Source organism: Niabella sp. CPT15-335-S11 (assembly GCF_058792415.1).
On record NZ_JBYTEI010000003.1, the window covers coordinates 96,428 to 118,099 of the forward strand.

Annotated in this window: 16 protein-coding genes, 1 tRNA gene and 1 pseudogene; 7 read left to right on the forward strand and 11 right to left on the reverse strand. The window is 42.5% G+C overall.

All coding sequences use genetic code 11. From position 1 onward, the window contains the following. Positions 1–333 precede the first annotated feature (333 nt). A complete protein-coding gene (locus AC3WS5_RS11470) occupies positions 334–1,041 on the forward strand; it encodes a hypothetical protein (protein WP_492467520.1) in 708 nt (235 codons plus the stop codon). A gap of 23 nt (positions 1,042–1,064) precedes the next feature. On the opposite strand, the gene smc is transcribed toward AC3WS5_RS11470, so the two are convergent. Next, positions 1,065–4,598, reverse strand: coding sequence for a chromosome segregation protein SMC (gene smc / locus AC3WS5_RS11475; protein ID WP_492467521.1), 3,534 nt, complete (start codon positions 4,596–4,598; stop codon positions 1,065–1,067). A gap of 352 nt (positions 4,599–4,950) precedes the next feature. After that, on the reverse strand, positions 4,951–6,165 hold the full coding sequence (locus tag AC3WS5_RS11480; RefSeq protein WP_492467522.1) for an NAD(P)-dependent oxidoreductase: 1,215 nt from the start codon (positions 6,163–6,165) through the stop codon (positions 4,951–4,953). A 305-nt stretch (positions 6,166–6,470) separates the two neighbouring features. On the opposite strand from AC3WS5_RS11480, the gene AC3WS5_RS11485 reads away from it, so the two are divergent. Beyond that, positions 6,471–6,557 (forward strand) — tRNA-Leu (locus AC3WS5_RS11485). Positions 6,558–6,712: 155 nt separating this feature from the next. Here AC3WS5_RS11485 and AC3WS5_RS11490 read toward each other — a convergent pair. The 5 genes and pseudogenes from AC3WS5_RS11490 to AC3WS5_RS11510 form a co-directional block, all read right to left on the reverse strand. Beyond that, positions 6,713–6,967 (reverse strand): Txe/YoeB family addiction module toxin, encoded by a 255-nt coding sequence (locus tag AC3WS5_RS11490; protein WP_492467523.1) that lies wholly within the window; start codon positions 6,965–6,967, stop codon positions 6,713–6,715. After that, on the reverse strand, positions 6,964–7,215 hold the full coding sequence (locus AC3WS5_RS11495; RefSeq protein WP_492467524.1) for a type II toxin-antitoxin system Phd/YefM family antitoxin: 252 nt from the start codon (positions 7,213–7,215) through the stop codon (positions 6,964–6,966). Before AC3WS5_RS11495 ends, AC3WS5_RS11490 begins: the two co-directional genes overlap by 4 nt. 240 nt (positions 7,216–7,455) lie before the next feature. Further along, positions 7,456–7,563 (reverse strand): annotated as a pseudogene (locus AC3WS5_RS11500) (transposase); the annotation flags it as partial. A gap of 86 nt (positions 7,564–7,649) precedes the next feature. Next, complete coding sequence (locus AC3WS5_RS11505) at positions 7,650–8,117, reverse strand: hypothetical protein (RefSeq protein WP_492467525.1); 468 nt, start codon at positions 8,115–8,117, stop codon at positions 7,650–7,652. Between the two features lie 251 nt (positions 8,118–8,368). Then, on the reverse strand, positions 8,369–10,747 hold the full coding sequence (locus AC3WS5_RS11510; protein WP_492467526.1) for a TonB-dependent receptor domain-containing protein: 2,379 nt from the start codon (positions 10,745–10,747) through the stop codon (positions 8,369–8,371). A gap of 734 nt (positions 10,748–11,481) precedes the next feature. Here AC3WS5_RS11510 and AC3WS5_RS11515 point away from each other — a divergent pair. The 3 genes from AC3WS5_RS11515 to AC3WS5_RS11525 all read left to right on the forward strand — a co-directional run bounded on the left by AC3WS5_RS11515 (position 11,482) and on the right by AC3WS5_RS11525 (position 13,157). After that, a complete protein-coding gene (locus tag AC3WS5_RS11515) occupies positions 11,482–12,243 on the forward strand; it encodes a response regulator transcription factor (protein WP_492467527.1) in 762 nt (253 codons plus the stop codon). Between the two features lie 449 nt (positions 12,244–12,692). Further along, positions 12,693–12,869, forward strand: coding sequence for a hypothetical protein (locus AC3WS5_RS11520; protein ID WP_492467528.1), 177 nt, complete (start codon positions 12,693–12,695; stop codon positions 12,867–12,869). Positions 12,870–12,926: 57 nt separating this feature from the next. Beyond that, positions 12,927–13,157: a hypothetical protein gene (locus AC3WS5_RS11525; protein WP_492467529.1), complete on the forward strand. Its 231-nt coding sequence runs from the start codon at positions 12,927–12,929 to the stop codon at positions 13,155–13,157. A 23-nt stretch (positions 13,158–13,180) separates the two neighbouring features. Here AC3WS5_RS11525 and AC3WS5_RS11530 read toward each other — a convergent pair whose 3' ends face one another. Continuing rightward, positions 13,181–15,301 carry an outer membrane protein assembly factor BamB family protein gene (locus tag AC3WS5_RS11530; RefSeq protein WP_492467530.1) on the reverse strand — a complete coding sequence of 707 codons (2,121 nt, stop codon included), beginning with the start codon at positions 15,299–15,301 and terminating at the stop codon, positions 13,181–13,183. Between the two features lie 219 nt (positions 15,302–15,520). Here AC3WS5_RS11530 and AC3WS5_RS11535 point away from each other — a divergent pair, with 219 nt between their 5' ends. Both AC3WS5_RS11535 and AC3WS5_RS11540 read left to right on the forward strand, forming a co-directional pair. Then, on the forward strand, positions 15,521–16,738 hold the full coding sequence (locus AC3WS5_RS11535) for an esterase (protein WP_492467531.1): 1,218 nt from the start codon (positions 15,521–15,523) through the stop codon (positions 16,736–16,738). Between the two features lie 38 nt (positions 16,739–16,776). After that, complete coding sequence (locus tag AC3WS5_RS11540) at positions 16,777–17,676, forward strand: urea transporter (protein ID WP_492467532.1); 900 nt, start codon at positions 16,777–16,779, stop codon at positions 17,674–17,676. A 162-nt stretch (positions 17,677–17,838) separates the two neighbouring features. Here AC3WS5_RS11540 and AC3WS5_RS11545 read toward each other — a convergent pair whose 3' ends face one another. Genes AC3WS5_RS11545 through AC3WS5_RS11555 form a run of 3 tightly spaced genes read right to left on the reverse strand, consistent with a single transcriptional unit; the run spans position 17,839 to position 21,659 of the window. Next, on the reverse strand, positions 17,839–18,984 hold the full coding sequence (locus AC3WS5_RS11545; protein WP_492467533.1) for a metallophosphoesterase family protein: 1,146 nt from the start codon (positions 18,982–18,984) through the stop codon (positions 17,839–17,841). A 3-nt stretch (positions 18,985–18,987) separates the two neighbouring features. Then, positions 18,988–20,037, reverse strand: coding sequence for a glycoside hydrolase family 99-like domain-containing protein (locus tag AC3WS5_RS11550; RefSeq protein WP_492467534.1), 1,050 nt, complete (start codon positions 20,035–20,037; stop codon positions 18,988–18,990). Positions 20,038–20,048: 11 nt separating this feature from the next. Continuing rightward, entirely contained in the window at positions 20,049–21,659 is a 1,611-nt protein-coding gene (locus tag AC3WS5_RS11555) for a SusD/RagB family nutrient-binding outer membrane lipoprotein (RefSeq protein WP_492467535.1), read from the reverse strand. Positions 21,660–21,672 lie beyond the last annotated feature (13 nt).

The window sequence follows — 21,672 nt, forward strand, 5'->3', positions numbered from 1 at the left end:
AAGATTTGAGACGCCCCGTCTGCCTCCGCTTTCCGATAGGCTCACCTCCAAAGGTGTATAGACCAAACAAAACTTATTTTTTTAAACCGATTTATTTTCGTATCTTGATAGATTGGTGAGATACAAATGAACAAGATCAGCGTGACCGGTAACTGGTCTTGCAAGCTATTCCAAAAACGTCGGGCACCCGGGCGATGGATCAGGCATTGTTTCCGTTGATGGCTGGAAAAACAGGCTAACGACAACTCAGGACAAATGAAAAAGCACTTAGATTTAACAAAAGATTGGGCGGCCTGCAACCTATCCAAACTGAGACCGGCCTTAGTTTTAATTATGTTTCAACGACTAATCTGCATAATGATCCTGACGGTTCTGTTCCAGAACATTTCGTTCGGGCAATCTCAGCTTCATGGGAAAGTCTTCCGGGCCGGCGGCGAAGACTCAATCATTGCAGGAGCCAATATCACCAACCTGACCAAGAATATCACAGCCACATCTGCAAAAGACGGTACCTACAGAATCCTTGCGGATAGCCGCGACCAGGTGAGTTTCTCCTTCATCGGGCTGGTCAGCGATACTGTTATTGTGGAACACCAGTTACTAATCTCAGGCTACGATGCCGTGTTGGGAACCAGGGCCACCACACTGGAAAGGGTGGTTGTTTCGGGCAATTATCAGCAGGATTCGGCTAACCGACGAGAAGCATACCGCGATATTTACGATAGCCGAACGGGCATCACAGGGGGAAACACGCCCACGGGATTTGGTCTTGTGCTAAGCCCTTCGAGGATATTTTCGAAAGACAGCCGTCAAAAACGGGCTTTAAAAAAGAGACTTCGGGTACAGGAAGAGGACGCTTATATCGATTATATGTTCCCCGCATTTTGGGTGAGCAGTGTTACCGGACTGAAAGGTGATTCACTTCGGCTATTTATGCTCAGGTATCGGCCAACCTATCAATTTTGCCGACAGAATGACCGCACAGGTCTGACTCTTTATGTAAATGAGAAATATAAAGAGTTCCGGAATCCGAAAAAGTAAACCGCCTGGCGATTTAGTTTGAATCAGTTTTGACTTGCGGTCAGGCTCCTGAAATCCACACTGACCAACTTACTCACACCGGGCTCCTGCATGGTGACCCCGTAGATCACGTCCACCGTGCTCATGGTCGTCTTGTTGTGGGTAACAATGATAAACTGGGAGTTGTCGCTAAACTGACGGATCATATTGGTGAACTTCCCCACATTGGCATCATCCAGCGGTGCGTCCACTTCGTCGAGGATACAGAAAGGCGCCGGCTTGATCAGGTAAATAGCGAACAATAAAGCCGTAGCCGTGAGCGTCCGCTCTCCCCCGCTAAGCTGAGTGAGCGAAGTCGGTCTCTTACCCTTTGGTTTCGCAATTACATCTATGCCCGTCTCGGCCAGATTTTCCGGATTCTCCAGGATCAGATCACATTGGTCATCTTCAGTAAATAATGACTTAAACACTTGTTGGAAGTTGTCTCTCACCAAGTTAAATGTTTCAAGGAACTTCTGATTTGCCGTCGATTCCACTTCTTCAATTGTCTTCAGGAGACTCTCTTTTGCATTGACCAGGTCATTCTTCTGCTCGACAATAAACTCGTACCGTTTTTTCATTTCGGTAAATGCCTCGATGGCGGTAGGGTTCACTTCTCCCAAATTCTCCAGTCTTTTCTTCAGGCGATCTGCCTTTTCCTGCAGGTCTTCCAACGGCGTCTCGGAGGTACGCTCTTCATCGAGGATATCGTCGAGCTTTATCCGGAACTCCACATCCAGTCTTTCCCGGGTACCTGCCAGCTTTAATTTTAGTTCGTTGAGGCGATCCTTGATGGCTGCCAGCAAATGCTCAACCTGCTCTTTCTCGCGGGTCTTCAGCCTGAGCTCACTTTCTTTTTCATTGAGCCGGTTCCTGAAATTGTAATAGGCCTGATCTGCTTCGTCAAGATTTTTCTTGTCGTCCTCCCTGGACCTCATCAATTGTAAGAGCGTCTCTTCGAGCGTTTGAAGTGAAGTAGCAGCGTCCTGAATATCCCGCGCGGTATCTGATAATTGCAGCGCGCTCTGCTCGACCTGAGTCTTCAGATCCTTCAACTGATTCTCTTTGAATCCCAACTCCTGGCGCAACGCATTGATCTTGCTCTGTTGCCGGGTTACATGAAGATTGAACTCGTTGAATGCTTGTGTGGATTTTGCAAAGTCGGCTTCAGCTTCTTTGAAGAATTGATCAATTTCATTTAACTTATTGATACTAAGTTGATATATTTCACTTAAGTTAACTAATTGTTGACGTGACTCTTCGATATTTCCCTGAATGTTCTCCAGTTGTGTATTCAGTTCCGAGAGGCGGGCTGCCGAGCTATTTTGCTGGCTCTGGATGTTCTCCAATTTATTTTGCAGGGTGAATACCTGGTTCGAAAGTTGCTGGATAGATTTTCCCAGTTCGCGGATGGCATTTTCGCGAAGATCCTCATTGAAGGCGATCACTTCATTATGTCTTTTCTGAATTTCGGCCTGGAGCTCCCTCACAATTTTTTCCTGTTTACTGATTTCTGCCTGTAATTTCTCCAGGTTTTTGGCCCTGCCGATTTTCTTTCCTTCGATCAGTCCAACGCTGCCGCCGGTCAAGGTAAATTTACCTTTTACGTATTTTCCGTTCTTCTCGATCACCACATTACCATTGGCATTTTCCAATGCCTCTTCGCCATCCGCGATATAGACATTCCCCAACAGGTGACGAGCGAGGTTACGGTATTTATCATCTACCTCAACTACGCTCATAGCCGGGATGGCTCCATTCAGCGCATGTTCGGACTGACTGGCAATTTCCCCGATTTTATTGAGCAGGAAAAAGTTCGCTTTTCCCTTTTTATTATTATCCAGCAAGTGCACAGCCTCCAGGCCGGTTTGCAAATCTTCGACCACATAGTAACTCAGATATGGCTCCAGCACATTTTCCAGTGCGGTCCGGTATTCTTCCTTCACATAGAGAATATCCGACAGGATGGGCGCCTGGTGATCCCAGTCTTTGTTTTTATGCAGAAATTTTACGCTATCGGGATATCCCTCCATCGAATCGATCATACTTTTGAGGAGGTCGTGTTCGTTTTTCTTTGCATCAAGCTTCCGGGTTTCACCAGCCAGTTCATTCCGTAGCTCTTCCAGCAAGCCTTGCGTCTGCAGGATCTGTTCCCTGGTTCGTTCGTCATGCTCCTGCAGTTGTTCCAGCGACAACTGCTGCTCAGCCAGCTCGCGTTCTTTTTCCTTCCGCTCGAGTTCAAGTTTCTGAAACTGCTCTTCCCGTTGTGCCCTGTCTTCTTCAAGTTGCCGGATAGCGCGGCTGGTATTCTGAATGGAGGTATCAGCAACTGCAACTTTCTTTTCAACCTCGAACTGGTCGCGCTGAACCTGCTGATGTTCCATTCGCTGGTTATTAAGTTCGAGCCTTCTCCCTTCTAAACTCTCTTTTTTTGATGTCGTATCCAGTCTAAGGTTTTCCAGTTTTTCGGTAAGACCCTGGAACGAAAGTTCTTCCTCTTCAATTTGTGTTGTTGTAAACGCAATGCTGTCTTCGATCCCCTTCACCTGTGCATCGCTCTTACTCAAGAATTCATTGAGGTTATGCTCCTTTTCTTTCAGATACTGAAGCCTTTGCGCAGCGAGGTTTTTATCGCCATGCCCCGTTCTCACTTTCTGTTCCAGTTCATTAAATGCGTGCTGCATTCCCTGGAGGGCTCGTTCTTTTTCAATAAAAACCAGCTTCTCCTGCTCAACTGCCGCCTCTTCGGATGCAATTTCAGCTTCCAGTCGGACGGTCTTGTCTGTTTCCGATTCCTGCTGTTGCGTCAGTTCCCTATAGGTCAAATTAAATCCTTCGAGGGCTGCTTTAGCCAGTTCGATGCTGATGGCCCGATAGTCCTTCTTGATCTCGTGGTATTTCTCCGCTTTTTTAGCCTGACTCTCGAGGGTTTTCAGTTGGTTATGGATCTCAAAAAGAAGGTCTTCGATCCGGTTCAGGTCCATTTCGGTAGCGTCCAATTTGGACTTGGCCTCTTTTTTCCTGGTTTTATAAATGGAAATCCCCGCGGCCTGCTCCAGCATCCGGCGGCGGCTGTTGTCCTTATCCTTGATCAGGTCGTCCACCATGCCCAGTTCAATAATGGCATAGGAATCGGTGCTGATCCCAGTGTCGAGAAATAGGTTCTGGATATCTTTGAGGCGACACTGGACGTCGTTCAGTCGGTACTCACTTTCCCCGCTTTTATAAAATTTACGGGTGATGCGCACATTGCTGAATTCCGTTGGCAATAGGTTCTTGGTGTTTTCAAAGGTGAGGCTAACTTCAGCCAGTCCGCTGGCCGACCTGGTTTTGGAGCCGTTAAACACCAGGCTGTCGAGGTTTTCACTTCTTAGTTGGCTGATCTTTTGCTCCCCAATCACCCAACGGATACTATCCACGATATTAGACTTACCGCAGCCGTTCGGACCTACTATTCCGGTGATGTTTTCATCAAAATTTACGACCGTTTTATCGGCAAAACTTTTAAATCCTTTTATTTCCAGACTTTTTAATCTCACTATGAATCCTCTTTAATTTGGAAAAGCGAATATAAATAATCGACAGCCAGACCGGAAAATCCATTTATACACAATTCCGGACTTCACTCCCTTAAAATGTGGATAATAAAGATCGGTCAGATTTGTGGATATTGTTTATGAACAAATATTAAGCCGGGGAGGCACGATTCAGTTCTAAAACACGTCGATATATTTATACAATTATTATTTAGATAGATGTAATAAAATGCTATTAATCACATTATTAATCTAATATACTATAACGTTTATCTTGCTCAAAAGTTGTGCTGATTTAATTTTGCATCATTAGAATCAGCGCAATCCATTGAACTTGGGCGCGACTTGGTTTTATTCACTTTTCAACAACCCAATCCCGGAGATGTTGAAAATTCGCTCCCAGTCTTCCGTCGCGGGCGACGGTGGCTTTGTCGATCATCACGCTGTTTGTTATAAATAATTCATCGAGGACGTACTTGATCAGTTGTTCGCCAAAATACCGGCTGGCATCCCGGGGCAGTTCATTGGGCAGGTTATCCACAGCGACGACGTCAATTGAACTTTCGAGGTAGGGTTCCGTTTTTTGCAGGGTTTGCCTATCCACACCGTAAACAGGATCTTCGATGCTGGCTGGTCCGAGATTGATTGGAACAGCTCCTCCCTTGTCGTCTGCCACATCTGAAATAGTCCGGATACGAAAGCCCGGGTCTCTGATATCCTCGGGTTCGAAAAACCGCGGCGCGCCGGCTTCCCAATACAGGCCATTCATTAAAATATCGGTTTGGAAAGTGTACGGTAAAAATTTACTGCGGTAGTTTCCGGGATTCAGGTGAAAATCGTCGCGGCTATACTGGCCTGATTGATTAGTGGTCATTTTAGGTTCAAACAGGTCGGCGCCATTCAGCCGGGTATAGACCGCGTAAGGATAGCCCCGTTTAAGGTATTCATCGGGTTCCACTTCCAGGATCCCCATCAGGTTCATGATCTCGATCAGTCCGTGGGCAACACGACCGCTTCCGGTGGCGGCAATTTTGATCGCGGGAAGTCTTAGCCCAAAATAGGTATGGATCAGTTCTTTGAAGCTTCGCTGCCGGTAAACCCTCTCAAGTTGAAAAAGCCCAGATCGGTTTCCCCAGGCCATGATTCCGTTGTGAGCGCCAACGATACCCGCGAAAAATCCAAAACCAATGATCCGCTGTCCGTCTCCAAACTCCATGCATTCAAAGTCGATGAGCCTGATTTTTTTGTTTAAGATCTCCTGCAACATGGCACGGTTTTGCGATTGTTTTTTCCGGGTGTGTGAAAAGAATAGGTAGGTTTTCTCTGGAATAAGAGATTCCGGGGGACGTTCCTTGATCCCCAGCAGGAAATCACAGGGTTCCAGGTCTTCTGACACCTGTGCTCCCGCCAGGCGGTATTCATCATCATCGAAACACCGGTAGGGTGAAGGCTGTACACTTATTTCCAGACCGGGGTAGCGGGCCAGCAGCCACCGGCACTGCCTGGGTGTGAGTGCTACGCGGTTATCCACCGGAGTTTTTAGTTCCCGGACCAATCCGATTTTTGTCATTTTTGAATATTTGCAAACAACCCTGGCTTTTTGTTGTTACCAGTTGTAAGAATCACTTATTGATAAACCAGGGAATGATGAAAGACCTGACCAGAAAGATATGGAAAATTTTGTCGGATTGGCTTTTGCCGAAAAAATCCTGTTGTAAGTAACTTTGCATCGCAAACGTTGCTCGCAAAAATAATTGCCTGCTTACATCATTCTTTTACGCCTAAACTTTGTAATATTGCACCCCGTTTCATCGTCGTTGTGACTGGCAAAGAACTATTTGCATGCCAACGAGAGCGGCGAGGAATTATTTGAATGCCCGGATGGCGGAATTGGTAGACGCGTCAGACTCAAAATCTGATTTCAGCAATGGAGTGCAGGTTCGATTCCTGTTCCGGGCACCACGCCCCCTTTTTAGGGGGTTTTTTATTTTTATCAAATCCTAGCAAATCAATCCTGGCAAGGGTTCCATGGAATTATAATTCCAAGTACTCCTTTTTGTTACTCTCTTGTTTTTGTTTTTTTTGTACCTTGAGTAGGGATTTTTTGCTTATATGCTTCAATAATGATAACGGCATTGAAGAATTATCACTGATTCATTTTCGACTGTATAAACCAGCCTGTGCTCCAAATTAATACGGCGGGACAAGAAACCGGATAAGTTTTCCCTGAGTGCTTCTGGTTTACCTGTTCCCTGAAATGGGGTACGGGTTATTTCTTTAATCAACCCATTGATTTTTTTAAGCATGGATTTATCTGCTTGCTGCCAGTACAAATAGTCTTCCAAGGCATCGTCCATAAAAACTATTTTCATTCCTCGATGAGTTTTCTTTCCTGGCCATTGCCTTTTTCATATTGATCCACGGCTCTCTGAAGACGCTCAGCATTTTTTGCGGACTTTAACAGATAAAAAGTTTCCATGATGCTTTCATAATCTGATTCTGAAAGCACGACAATATTCTCGCCTTTGGTACGGGTTACATATAAGGGGCGATGGCTATTAAAGACCTCATCCAGGTACCCCTTTAATTTCTGCCTGAAATCTGAATAGGTTGTTATCATGCATACAAAAATAGTAAAAAAACAAAATTGTACAATATCTTGTACAATATTTATTTCAGAACACGCGATAATAGCTCTCAGTCGTAGTCCTAAAATACTAATTGTCAAATAGTTAATGCCTTAAATCTCCTGCCGTCAAGAGCGCATCGCTGACAAAATCCATCGACCAACATGCGTGTAAGCTGTTGTTATCAGGAAGTTCTATACTATACGCACCCGCTTTATTGCGCCTGAGACGTTTGCGTCTGAAATGCCCATCTTCCGACAAACTTCCACAGCCCTTACTCCTTGCTCAGATTGCCTGATTACAAACACAATCTGTGCTTCTGTAAACTTTGACTTTTTCATGTGCAATATTTCTTTTTCAAATTATAAATATTGCCCCAATTTTCTACTTTTAATGCTACGGTTTTTCGGGAAGAGGTCAAATTCAACTAACTGTCCTGTATATTCCATTGCTCTTTTTCACCGAATGGAATTTTCCGCTTTTCATTGATTAAATTAATGTACTTTTTATGAACGTCTTCGGACTGCTTCACTCCATTAATGATAAGCTCCCGATTATTTAATTCAAATGAATACTTGGCACCAGGTTTAATGAAGCCGTCCTTAATAAGCGCATCTTTTAGTGAGTTCACCACCCGCTGCTGTTCTATGGACATGTCTTTTTGCTTCTGTTCCTGGGTTTCTTGCGCCTGCAGTAAAGACTTTTGCTCGTTTGTTGGTAATTCTTGCTTCCCCGACCACTTCTTTTTTTTTTGAATAACCTCTTGCTGCTTGGCCAAACTCACCCTTTGTTCATTTGCTTTATTCGCTTGTGCTGTGGAATTGTTAGACTGCGCTTGAGAAAAATGGGCTAACAGCATTATTCCCGCAGTTAATAAAAAATTACGCTTTCCCATGTCATTTGTTTTTTAGTTAAAAAATAATTTGACCTCCTCCATATTCAGTAGCCGCTTAAATTATAGAATCGGACTTACAACTGCCCGAGCCGGCTTTAATTGCATTCATTTCTGCAACCGGCATTTTTTCCAATACAAACTTGTTCAGTTTCATGGCTGGTCGTTTAATTTTTAATAAATGGCTCTCTTAAAGGCTGGAGCGTTCTCCTATTATACTAGGCCAAATAATGAGTGATATAAATACACCTCCGTCACATAGCCCGAAACCGATCCGTATTTTTAGTATCCCGCGATATACGGGAAACCTTGCTGTTACCAAGATTTAGATTCACAGATATCCGAAAGTTTTGCAGTTTTGCATTAAAATAGTTTTCAACGACGTAATCTGAGTAATGGCGCTTTGTGACCGTATAGTTCTGCTTGAAAATGTCCAAGGCGGATACCATAATCTGGATGAGATCCTTAGCGATGGAGAATCTAACATTACTGCTGAAGTAAGCAAAAGCCTCTTTCTCGTTAAATCCATCCATGGAAGGAAAAGATTGGTAATATGAAGTTTGCCAAAAAGCTGTATTCTTTTTGTTAAGTGCAACGCTATTGCGAATATAACATGTTGCCCCAAAGCCTTTATTAGGAAGCACGTGTAAGTCAGGACGTTCAGATCGGCTATTGGCATAGAAAGTGGTTGCACTGCCGTATAAGTTCCATCGCTCAGTGAATTTGAGCGTATAGCTCAAATTCATTACGTAGCGACGTTGATTGACATAATTTTCAGGAGTCACACTATTAGTACCATCAGGATGAATAAGGGCAACATAGTCGATGCCATCGGATAACTGCACGTAAGAAAGGTACAAGGCTAAATTATTCTTATACGTATAACCTATGTCAACATTATTGGTAAAGGACGGCAAAAGATAGGCGTTCCCTGACACATAGCTATATGCACTTGAATAATAACGAAATGGATTCAGATCATTAAAACCGGGTCTTTCAATCCGCCTGGCATATGCGAGGTTGAGAACATGATTTTTGCTTATATTGTAAAGCACAAACAGGCTTGGGAAAATATTACCATAATTGTCTTTATTAGTCAGGGATAATGTAGGAGAAACTCCTTTTAAACCCGTATACTCATAGCGAAATCCCACTTTTACCGCCCATTTATCACCTATATTCTTATTGGCAGAAATATATAAAGCTGGCGTTTTCTCTGTGTAACGGAAGCGGTTACTTATTGAAGAGTCATATACATTTTGACCGCCTATTTTGTTATAAGTTTCCAGCGCACTGTAATTTTTGATTTGAGTATAGCTCATACCTGTTTCAATCTTAGAAAAGGAAGTCGGCAATTCCGCATCTGCCATGACCGAATTAATGTTATAGTTAGAGTTGCCGAAAAATTGAGATATTTTTGACCTTGCAGAGGACGTCGTAATTTCAGAAGAGACCAGTTTGTTCAAGTCATTTGTGTTTTCAGAGAGGTTATAAGTCAGCGACAATTTTTTACCTTTGTCATCCAGTCGATAATCGATATATGCGGACAACCCTTTACCCAATGGTTTTTCTCGAATTTGAGAAGGGGAATGCATCATCGAATCGATAGTCGATGAAGCATAATGACTATATGTGCTGTTCTCAATATCGTTATTTGATGCTTTTCGATAACTATAATCCAGCACTAGTCCTGTTTCTAACTTTTGGATAGGTTTCCATTTAAGAATGCTGTTCACGGAAGAAGTGTGTTCGTTTCGTAGGGAGTGGCGAGAGATATTTAAATCCCTTTCGCTAAATTTAAATTGTGTGTTCTGGATATTTTCCAATTTACTGTTGTCATTCGATATGCTAATGGTTGCTTCAAAGAACTTAGATTTATAATTTATGGTTGTTGCTTCGGAGAAGGACGGATAAGACCTTTGTAGGTAAGCTATGTTGATTGATCCTTGCCAGCCCAGGTTTGGATTCTTTTTCAATACGATGTTGATATAGCCGCTATTCCCTTGTGCGCTGTAGTTGGCGGGAGGAATGGAAATTACCTCAATTTTCGCAATATCATCGGATCGAAGAGCCTTTAACCGTTGTTTCACATCATTTTCGCTGAGATTTAAAGGTCTTCCATCAATCATTACCCTCAAGTCACTTTTGCCAATCATTTTAATACTCCCGTCGTCAGTTACTTCTACTCTCGGTGTTTCTCGCAGCAAATCTACAACGTCTAACCCTCTGCTGTAAATACTGTTTTCTACGTTAAAAACAATACGATCCACTTTATACTCTATCAGCTTTTTCTGCGCAGTCACCGTTACACCTGCCAGCAGAGTGGTTGTATCGGTTAATATTATTTCTAAGTATAAGCTATCTAATGCACTAATATTTTTAAGATATGAGCGATGGCCAATTGAGCTAGCCTGTAGCATATATGTTCCAGTAGATAACCTGAAGCTGAAACGTCCAACGCTATCACCAATTTGTCTTTGAATGAACACTGAATCCTTGTATACTGTAATGGTGGGATAAGGAATTGGTTGGATAGAATCTTTAACCTGCCCTACTAAGTACACGCTGTTCTGAGCGAAACAGTATGAGCTTGAAACGAAAAGAAGTAAGCAGTACGTAGCTATTCGTGGCATTCATTAAGATTTAATGGTCAGTTCAGAGGAAACCTCTATTCGGGTAATTATTGGCTCAAGTAACGGCATTTGTAACAAAATTCAATGCATTTCGAGGACATTATACTGACTACTCTGTCATCGCTCCAGAAATATCGCCAGAATTAAGTTAATTACGAACATCTGAATTTATATATGCGGTAGTTCCTAGATTCTTTAAAAGTACAGTGGACCAACTTACCCTTGCCTGACTGGTGACCGGAGCAACGAGCAATCAGTAGCAAACCGTTTCGAAAACTCCGTCCTGTTTACAAGGGGTTAAGACAAATCACCTTCCGGATATTAATACTACTGCAAGGCTACTTCCAAATTCGATGAAAAGCTAAATCACGTTTTGCTGAAAAAAAAATATTTTGTCAAATTCCTTTAAAAAACTATCCTTTAGAATAGAACATTTTTCACATTTGATACCGGTTTAAAACGACAATATACCTCCTATTGCATGAAGCATATAATTCAATTAAATTTTTGGCAGTGACTGAAATATTGGAAGCAAAAGGTTCTGAATTTTATTTTTGTGGAAAATAAAACCACAACACTGTGATAAACAATGATTTAAATACATTTTCTTTTTATATATTTTGTAATCGTTAACTTTTTAGTAAATTCAATTAGCTAAGTAATTTGGGAATTGTTTATTTTCAGATGAATGAAAGCCGCTTCCCATTAACCAAAATAAATAAATTAAACCAACGATGAAAATATCAGTTAGTGACTTCTTTAGGCCGGTGCACCTAAGCGAAGAATTTTCTGATGAGGACTATCAAAGAACCCTGCCCTACATTCATTTTGCAGAGGCGCTTAGTGCAATAACGTACCAATCAATTTATCTCATTGATTATTATAAAAGGGGGTTTTTATACGTCTCAAGTAATCCCATTTTCCTTTGTGGATTAAAACCTGAATCTGTTTTAAAAGATGGTTACCTGTTTTATCTAAAAAATGTCCCTACTGAGGATTTAGAAATGCTTTTAAAAATCAATGAAGCAGGTTTTTCCTTTTTTGGCAAAATTTTAATGGAGGACAGGTTGAAATTTGCAATTTCCTACGATTTTCACTTAATCCAGCCTGGAGGAAAGCATACACTTGTTAACCACAAGCTCAAACCTCTTCTCCTGGACAAACACGGAAATCCATGGATAGCACTTTGCATTGTTTCAGTATCTGCGAACACCAAATCTGGCAATGTCCGCTTTAAAAGTGTGAAGTTAAATAAGTCTTTTGAATTAAACCTTTCAACAAATGAATGGACTCAAGTAAAAACTATTAAATTAACAAAAGGAGAACGGGAAGTCCTTATTTTATCAGCTCAAGGTTTGACATCTGAGGAGATTGCGGAAAGGTCATTTTTGACGCTGGCAGCAATAAAATTTCGTAAAAGATCCATTTTCAATAAGCTAAACGTAAACAATATGAGCGAAGCAATTACCATATCCATGAACCTCGCACTTCTTTAATTTTTTGGTGCTACATTAATAGACACTTGAGAACCTGGCTTCAATATATTGAGGCATATAACTTTCAAAAGCTGGCTTTGCAATGATTTTTTTGAAATACGCTAAATCCTAATAATTGTCTCCACTCAAATACCTGCCAGAATTAGAGGAAATATAATTCTTCAACCATTCAGAAGTTACGTATATAGGAAGGGACTCTGATCCCAAGTATTCAATTGAATCTTTGAGGCAAAGAGAAGAAATTTCCATTCTTTTTAGGGTATTAATGAGCTTTTTATCACATTCCGCAAATGTCAATCCCTGACCCATATGTTCAAAGGGGGAGAATCCATTAAATAGCAATTTTTTTAAAATAGGCAAAGACAAATAGCTATGCTTTTTCAGTTATGCCGAAAAATCTACGAGTTCTTTAAATGCGAACTTTTGAATAAAAAAAACGTATCTTCACCATGAAAGTTCACCTGATAAGAGAATTAGTTATGGCAACCTTCAAATACAAAGTAATTACCAGTAAGGCTCAATACAGGAATTACGGTGACGCATTGGAGCAATTGGTGTTTTCCTGTAGCAAAGACCGGGATACAAAGGATGAAATTGCCTTACTTACCCTCCTTGTCGAAAAATGAGATGAAGCACATAACTCCTTCAAAGAGCTGGACCCCATACAGCTCCTGCGATCCCTTATGAACGAAAAGAATCTTAAACCTAAAGATCTGGTACCAGTTTTAGAGATAAGTAAGGGATATATTTCAGACATACTGAATTATAAAAAAGGACTTTCCAAAGTAGTCATCGGGAAGTTAGCCACATATTTTAAGATTTCACAAGAGGCCCTTAACCGGCCGTATAAATTTTTAGTGCTTGAAAATCCTCCTTTGAGAAATGCCCGTGTAATGCATACAACAATTAATTAATATACATAATTTTTAAAGAATTCTTATTCTGTATTTTCCAAACTAAACGCAACGTAACTATCTCCTGATGGAACATCCAGTTTTCCACCGCCACAGGCAATAACCAGGTATTGCTTTCCATTTACTTCATAGGTTGAAGGAGTAGCAAACCCAGCAGCGGGCAGTGATGTCTCCCATAGAAGTTTGCCGGTTCTCTTATTAAATGCCCTCAATTTCCCGTCTAAAGTTGCGGCAATAAAAAGTAATCCTCCCTTCGTTACAACGGCCCCTCCATAATTTTCGGTACCAGTTACCGGAATTCCCTTTTTAGTTAATTCGGCGTATTCTCCCAAAGGATTGTGCCACATGGTCTCTCCTGTATTCAGATTGATAGCCGTTAATGTTCCCCACGGAGGCTGGTTAGCAGGATATCCTTCACGTGTACGCAGTTTATTATAACCCGTCATTGTATAAGGCACAAAGGGCGATTTTTCCGTTCTACTGATCACTTCTTTATTCTCAGAAGCGATAAATTGGCCTCTCCCCTCCTTTTTCAAATCAAGGAGAAATGTGAGCAGTGCTTTTTTATCATCCTCAGAAATTTGTTTAAAAGACGGCATCATCCGTCGCCCATTATTGATGATCTCAGATAACTGTGTAGCGCTATATTTTTTGCTAATGTTTTGCAGGATGGGATAGCTCCCACTCCCTTCTCTGTTTTTGCCATGACAAGTCATGCAACTATTCACATATACTGCCCTGCCATGTTCAGCCACCGTTTCCTGCGGTTTTTTGTCTGTTGCATTGGCCTTAACCATGGTCAATGTCCAGGGGACCTGGTTGGCATTCACATATAAATATCCAGTTGCCGGATCAAAAGCGGCGCCCCCCCATTCTCCACCACCATCAAAGCCAGGCAGCAGAACGGTTCCCTTTTCAGATGGGGGTAAAAACATTTTACCGGTTTCCAATTCAGCTATCTTTTTCCGGACTTCGTCCTGGGAAGATTTGGGAACAATCGTATTTATATTTCCTTTCGAGAAAAATTGTAAGGCAAAGGGTTTTGGTAATTCCGGTACCGGTTGTGTAGGCCATGGTTGTTCCCCGAAAAGTGTTGAGCTATCGGGTACCGGCATTTCACGAACCGGAAACAAGTGCTTCCCATTATCTCTGTCTAATACAAAAACATATCCTGTTTTGGTGATTTGGGCAACAGCATCAATTTGTTTTTCATTACGTGTAATAGTCACCAGGTTGGGAGGCGCAGGAAGATCTCTATCCCACAAATCGTGATGAACAGTCTGAAAATGCCAGATATATTTCCCCGTGGCTGCTTTGAGCGCAACAACACAATTGGAAAAAAGGTTTTCTCCTTTACGTAATCCTCCATAAAAATCAAAAGTTGACGAGCCGGTAGCAATGTAAACCACTCCCCGTCTCTCATCAAGACTCATCCCCGCCCAACAGTTGGCGCCACCGGTATATTTCCAGGCTTCTTTATTTCCCCAGGTATCATAGCCGAATTCTCCCGGATGCGGAATAGTATGAAATATCCATTTACGCCTGCCGGTATGAACATCATAAGCTCGGATATGACCGGGCGCCGCGTCACCCCCTTCGGCTACCCGCGTTCCCAGTATCAGCAGGTCTTTATAAATAATACCGGGGGAAGTGGAAACTACATAAAGGTTCGTCACATCACGGTCCAATCCATCGTGAAGGTCAACTTTTCCGCCACTGCCAAATGAAGAAATTAATCTTCCTGTCGCTGCTTCCACAGCATATAGAAATGAACCTGCCGTGTAAAAAATACGCTTATCCTTGCCATCTGACCAATAAGTGACACCCCGGTTCACATTTACTTCCTTTTTTGTTTTTGAAGGATCGGCAAACGGATCAAACATCCATATAGGTTCGCCTGTGGCAGCCTTTAAAGCAAAAAGCTTCAATTGGGGGGAAGTGGCATATAACACACCCTCAACAATAATAGGATTGCATTGTATTTGTTGCTTTACAGCACTATTGGTATCTCCGGTATGATAGATCCAGGCGACTTTTAATTGTTGCACATTGTTGGTGTCAATTTCATGAAGCGAAGAATAATGGCTTACTGATTTATCGCCAAGATAACTGCTCCAGGTATTATGTTTATGTCCTGGCTTCATAGTGCAGCTATATACGGACAGCAATGTCAGTATATAGAAAAGATTATTCCTGTAATATTTCTGATGCCTAATGATCATATTTAATTTAAATTATGGTAATTTTCGTTAAATTTAGTCTCAAAAACTCGTGTTCCGGGCGAACGCCCACAAATAGTCTCATACTCCTTTGGAAAATTATAAAAAATACATTTTGATGATTCATGCCGAAATCCTTCATTTATGAGATCGTATATATTCACCGCTATTTTATTAACACTTACCTGTGCCACTCTGGTGGCGCAGCAAAATGTGGGTTTTAAACAGGGAAATTTGTTATCACCACAGGTGAACCCCGACAATTCCATATCCTTCAGACTCTACGCACCGCTGGCCAAAGTGGTGACCATAAAAGGTGATTGGGAGGCGAACGGGGGTTTCGGAAGAATGGAGAAAGATGACCAGGGAGTGTGGAAATTCACCACGCCTGCCTTGCCGTCCGATCTGTACCTGTACACATTCAGGGTGGACAGCGTTCAAATGCTCGACCCCCTGAACTCCTTCTCCATACGCGACGTGGGCAACCTATTTAGTGAGGTGATCACCCCTGGCGGAGACGGGGACTATTATTCCGTAAAGGATGTGCCACACGGTAGTGTAATCCGGACCTGGTACCCGTCTGCCGAATATAAGAAGGATCGCCGCATCACCATTTACACACCACCTGGATATGAAACCAGTAAAGAGAGATTTCCCGTACTTTACCTGCTGCACGGCAGCGGCGGAGATGAGGAGGCCTGGATTACCTTAGGAGCAACAGCGAGAATTCTCGACAATCTCATCGAGGAAAAAAGGATCGTTCCGATGATTGTCGTCATGCCAAATGGAAATCCATCAAAACAGGCTGCTCCCGGCGAAACACCTGAGAACTTAAATTATCACCCGGCCATGAGCCATCTCCTGCCCCACTTCCTGGAGGGTTCCTATGAGCAGTCCTTCGGTGAGATTGTTAAGTTTGTCGATACGCGCTTCCGGACCAAAGCCCTAAAATCGCAACGCGCCATTGCTGGCCTTTCGATGGGTGGCTTTCATTCCTTTCTCATTTCTGCCAATCACCCGGACTTGTTTGATTATGTTGGGTTATTCTCTGCTGCTACCGGGACTGACAGATTGGACAAAAGTTTCCCGGCGTACCGCAATATCGATGAAAAATTAAAGGTGCAGAAAAATAAAGGTTTTAAACAATATTGGATCGCGATTGGTAAGACGGACTTCTTGTACGAATCCCTGAAGCAATTCAGAGCGAAACTGGACTCGCTTCATTTCCCTTATACATACGTTGAATCATCCCGCGGGCATATCTGGAGCAATTGGAGAAAATACATGCTTCAGTTTACACCGTTGCTTTTTAATGATACAGCAAACCGGCAAAAACAAAAAACAAAATCGCGGGTGCATTAATTTGGATGGAAACTCAAATCACCCAAAGTTCGGTAAGTATGCCTTTTGCGTTAACAAACAGAATCAATCGCGCCCGCCCAACAATCATTACGCAGGTCTTAAAAGGACTTGGTCAAATCATGCTCCAGGAAAATGCTGTTACAGGATTGTTGTTCCTGATAGGTATCTTTTATGGCTCTGGGACCATGGGGCTTGCAGCTTTGGTAGCTACCATCTTCGGGACAATGACAGCCCGCTTATTGAAATATCCTACAACTGAAATCAATCAGGGGCTTTACGGCTTTAGCGCAGCACTGACCGGCGTTGCGCTGATCCTTTTTCTGAAACCCGTTCTTATCGTATGGATCTTTATTATAGCTGGTTCTGCCCTCGCAGCCATCATTCAGCATTTTTTCATCAAAAGAAAAATACCCGTATTCACGCTTCCGTTTGTATTAGTTACCTGGTTGATTTTGTTCTTGTCGAAATATTATTCACTTCCATTTGCTTCGCAGGAACCCTCAACCCTTACAGGTGCTATTGATCATTTTACTTTTGCAATAAGAGGCTTCGGCCAGGTCATATTTCAGGGGAGTTTAATTTCAGGAGCCATTTTTTTTACTGCGGTATTCGTCAACACCCCCATCGCTGCGCTGTACGGGCTTGCCGGTGGCCTGCTCAGCGGTATTGGAGCATGGTATTTTTCGACTCCTGTCCCGGATATCAACGCCGGGCTGCTTAGCTTTAATGCCGTATTATGTTCTATTGCTTTCGCGGGCGGCCGGACCAAAGATGGCCTTTGGGTAATTGTTTCGGTCCTCTTATCTCTCGTCATTAGCCTGATCATGTTGCGGTATAATCTTATCCAGCTTACATTTCCCTTTGTCGCCGCGTCATCTATGACGTTGGGGATAAGAAATCTGATTGTGAGGTTTAAAAGACAACTTGAGAAGGGTTAAACGTAACACAATGGGCGCGGGCTTTCTACGCTTAATGCCGTCAGCTTTCACTAACCAGCACCATTGTGCCTCCGCCTGACAGTCAACATACGTTTTATCGATCTTCTGGTTTTAAGCTCATCGGCTTTGCTAAAAACCCTAATCCTTTTCAGGCGCCCTGAGTTAATTAATTGCTCTTACTGCCTGACCTTTCAATAATTCTGTAATATTTATCGTCTTCCAGGGATTCCTATCGACGTTTGGATAGATGCTTATACTCACGGTATCGGCTTCGTCGATACTCATTGTAGCGTAGCCGCAAAAGTCCGCGTATTCAAAATGACTAATGAAAGGCTTCTCTTCCGCCAACAGCTTCTTTCTTTCTTCGAGGCTCGCTGGAGAAAAGCCGGGCTCCAACTCCGTAAGTCGGGAGGTATAATTATTTACTCCGGAAAGCTCATGTTTTATCTTGTCATCGGGGCGGGAAACAACACTTCCAATGGCAAGCTGTACAAAACTCCCTTCAGGAGTATCCCGCCTAACAATCGATGTTTTATGCAAATGAGCTGTTAATACGATAGCCCGATGTTTCCCTAGAAGTCCTAACAGTTCGTTTCTCTTTGCAACATCCTCCGGCCTGGCGAAAATATGCCAGTTTGACCTTGCATTATAAGGCACAACGGGCTGATGCAGACAAAAAAATACGAGTTTTTGTTTATTTTTTTCCAGTATACCTTTCGCCCATTCAAGGCTTTCTGCCGCATCGTAACAATCAAAAATCAGAAACCGCGCATTTTTGTGAACAAAAGTCGCATTGGCTTTAAAGACGTCTGCTTTTTTATTCTCATTCCTCTGCCAGGGGATTACCTTCTTATCATACACGAGTGGTGCACCCTCGCCGGTAATATCATGATTCCCTTTTACAACAGCAAATGGACGTCGTAATTTTAGTTCACGTACATAATCAATAAACTCGGTAACTTGTTTATTAGCCAGTTCCGCTGAGCCACATAATCCCTCCACAAAATCACCTAATTGCAGATAAAAATCTGCATTCAACGACCTGCCCTTTTCCCTAACTAATTTCATCAGTAGGGGAAAATTCTCCTTAGTAATCCGGGAATAGTTTTCTATCTGCACGATGTCGTTTGGATACCTTGTCTGGACATACTTCATGTCATGATGTTCCAGTTTGTCAAAATGCAGATCGCCAAGCAACATAAAACTAAACCCGTTTTTTCCAGAAATATTGAAGTCGAAGTTTTCAGCTCCAAACGGCAATGCTGCTGAAAAAATACCTGCCTTCGCCAGAAACGACCTTCTGTTCATATTTTATTTTTTAAAGTTATCAAATGTTGCGCGGATATATTTATCTCCGTAAGTCGCCGAAGGCTCAATATGCGTATTTTCCTTAAAATTATTCCATGAATTGATGATCACCATTTTATTTTTCCCCATATTTCTTTTGGCCACATTACAAAAATCCTTATAAAACTTGTCATCTCTGCCCATCACAAATTTTTTTGTTCTGCTATTCGACAACCTGTCATCAAAGCCGGGAAATACAACCGGCACAAAATCGATATTCCAGTTCCTGGCAGAATCGCTCCAGTTTTTCCAACTGATATCGATATACGATGGAAAGAACACGGATCTGTCGTAATTATCGGTTGACCAATCCGTTATAGCTATCGCGTCCATCTGTTTAATGGCTTCGGAATAACGCTGGGGTGGGATCCATCCGGTGGGAATTTCTCCGAGTAGAAATGGGTTAATACCCAATTTCCCGAGTTCTAAACTCAGTGTATCCCGTAATCTTTTAAAATCGATGATTGTACCGGTATTATTCTGGATGCTCAATGAAGTCAGCATAATCACCGGCTTCCCTCCGATCTTGTAATAAAAATCCTTCGCAAAATAATCATTGGCCAAAGTCTTGCATTCATTGATCATCTGGGTCATCTTAGCTCCCTGCAATGGTGCGCTGACAGATACTTTGAGGTGACTGAAATTATAACTGATGACCATTTTGGTTTTAGACCCCGACACAGCACTAAATGCGTTTAGCTGGGCATTGTCGGCGGTCCCGTTCCAGGGAAAAATAAAAAAATCCAAACCTGCTTTTCCGCCTAATGAATCATGCTGCTTTAATACCGCGGTATTTACTGAATTATACTTACCCAGAACCGAGCTGTCCGTGATTGCTGTCCAGTAGGCCTCATTCTTGCTCTGGTAATAAGCTCCCAGTTTGATAGTTGGATCATTGGGTGTGTCAGGAATTTCATAAACAAAACCAGTTGGTGGTAAATATTCATTTCTTTTTTGGCAGGAAGTAATGACCACTAAAATTATAAACGGCAATAATATTCTTATCTTTTTCATTTGTTTTGTTTTTAGGGTAACAAAGGGTGTTTTGTGCCGGGCAATGAAAACCAGAGTTTGGTGAAAAGATCGTCAGAACCATTTAGGTAGCTGACCGCTTTACTCACCTCCTGAGGATTGGTCTGATATTCTGAAGCAGGATAAATTATCCTTTCGGGTAAATATTTATATGCGCCGTCGTAGGTAGCAAACTGAGGTTCAAAAAGTAATTTTCTGGTTCTTCTTTGTAAAGTCCAGGAATCCACACCTTGAAAAGGTATAGCTAACCAATGCTGCATAACGATTTGCCGCTGAAAGTCGCCTGGTTCCACAAAGCTGTCAAACAACTGAAGCCAATCCATAAATTCCTCCCGATGTCCGGTCGTATCACTTGCAGTCCCCCATTTAATTCCCAGCACGTTCTTATAGCTGTTAAGGCTTGCGGCACTGATGCCATATCGTTCAAAGGAAGCTGCAATTCCTTTATAGTATTCTGATTCTGCATCGCCGGCATTGCCCCACCACCCTTTTAACGCCATCTCTGCCTTCAGGAAACAACTCTGCGCATAGGATAGGAAAATATACTCAGCATCAGGTTTTGTAAACCGGTCACCGATCGGTGAGTAATCGACCTGCTTTAACCCTGTGTGCGGATTGATAATTCCACCCGCGAACTGGCCTCCTCCACCATACGCAATATTCTGACCAAAATAAGTTCCCTTGTATGGGCCCTGTGTCGCAGGTTTTCCATAAACGGCCAATCTTGGATCATTATAGGGTTTGGTAAAATAGACAAGCGTTTCACCGAGGACCGGTATAGTTGCCTGGTTCGCTGTAAAATTATAGACGGCTCTGTCATACAACGGATTCCAGGTATCACTCTTGACACCCCATTGAGCGGCCGCTGTTTCTGCGTTTGAATTTATCGTATTGGTCCGGTCATTATAAATCTCCTGAATAACGGGTCTTGCTACCTCAGGATTTCCGTTAGGCGCGGCATTTGAGATCCTGACGGCCAGGCTCAGCCTCAGCGTGTTGGCAAACTTCTTCCAGCTAAGTAGGTTACCGGCGTAAATCTTGTCTGCCGATGCAGAATATTTATCACCATTTATATCAATGGAATCATAAATATTCTTTAGATCTTTTAACAGATACAAATAGACATCTTCCTCCCGGGTATAAGGAATTGAAGGCTCGCCGGTCAAGGCGTCATTCACTGGAATTCCTCCCCACACAGCCACCGCATTTGAAAAAATATAATCTTTCCAGAGTCTTGCAATCAGCACTCTGTTTTTAAAAGCGGGTTTGCTCCTGTATTTTTCCTCAATTTGATTTACGGGTTGCAAGCTGGCAATAAACGTACTGCTCCAATAATTATCATTGGAATTAGGCGCATAGGTGTACCGCTGAAATTCGCCCTGAAAGCCTGAAAAATGTTGTGTGTAATTGAAAAAAATAACCCTGTTCATTTCCCCGCCGAAGGTATTCATGGTGGACAATACCGACTTGGCGAGTAAATAACCTGGATCTACAATAGTCGGATCATTGGGGTTTGTATTAATTTCCTTAAAATTTCTGGTACACGAAAGCAACCCTAATACGATAATCCCCGAAATAACTTTGCTATTCAATATTCTTCGCATTAACATTTGGATA

Excerpts from the sequence above, each read along its gene's own strand:
- AC3WS5_RS11470 (WP_492467520.1), top strand. The coding sequence starts at position 334 with ATGTTTCAACGACTAATCTGCATAATGATCCTGACGGTTCTGTTCCAG.
- AC3WS5_RS11480 (WP_492467522.1), bottom strand. The coding sequence starts at position 6,165 with ATGACAAAAATCGGATTGGTCCGGGAACTAAAAACTCCGGTGGATAAC.
- AC3WS5_RS11490 (WP_492467523.1), bottom strand. The coding sequence starts at position 6,967 with ATGAAAATAGTTTTTATGGACGATGCCTTGGAAGACTATTTGTACTGG.
- AC3WS5_RS11495 (WP_492467524.1), bottom strand. The coding sequence starts at position 7,215 with ATGATAACAACCTATTCAGATTTCAGGCAGAAATTAAAGGGGTACCTG.
- AC3WS5_RS11505 (WP_492467525.1), bottom strand. The coding sequence starts at position 8,117 with ATGGGAAAGCGTAATTTTTTATTAACTGCGGGAATAATGCTGTTAGCC.
- AC3WS5_RS11510 (WP_492467526.1), bottom strand. The coding sequence starts at position 10,747 with ATGCCACGAATAGCTACGTACTGCTTACTTCTTTTCGTTTCAAGCTCA.
- AC3WS5_RS11515 (WP_492467527.1), top strand. The coding sequence starts at position 11,482 with ATGAAAATATCAGTTAGTGACTTCTTTAGGCCGGTGCACCTAAGCGAA.
- AC3WS5_RS11520 (WP_492467528.1), top strand. The coding sequence starts at position 12,693 with ATGAAAGTTCACCTGATAAGAGAATTAGTTATGGCAACCTTCAAATAC.
- AC3WS5_RS11525 (WP_492467529.1), top strand. The coding sequence starts at position 12,927 with ATGAACGAAAAGAATCTTAAACCTAAAGATCTGGTACCAGTTTTAGAG.
- AC3WS5_RS11530 (WP_492467530.1), bottom strand. The coding sequence starts at position 15,301 with ATGAAGCCAGGACATAAACATAATACCTGGAGCAGTTATCTTGGCGAT.
- AC3WS5_RS11535 (WP_492467531.1), top strand. The coding sequence starts at position 15,521 with ATGAGATCGTATATATTCACCGCTATTTTATTAACACTTACCTGTGCC.
- AC3WS5_RS11540 (WP_492467532.1), top strand. The coding sequence starts at position 16,777 with ATGCCTTTTGCGTTAACAAACAGAATCAATCGCGCCCGCCCAACAATC.
- AC3WS5_RS11545 (WP_492467533.1), bottom strand. The coding sequence starts at position 18,984 with ATGAACAGAAGGTCGTTTCTGGCGAAGGCAGGTATTTTTTCAGCAGCA.
- AC3WS5_RS11550 (WP_492467534.1), bottom strand. The coding sequence starts at position 20,037 with ATGAAAAAGATAAGAATATTATTGCCGTTTATAATTTTAGTGGTCATT.
- AC3WS5_RS11555 (WP_492467535.1), bottom strand. The coding sequence starts at position 21,659 with ATGCGAAGAATATTGAATAGCAAAGTTATTTCGGGGATTATCGTATTA.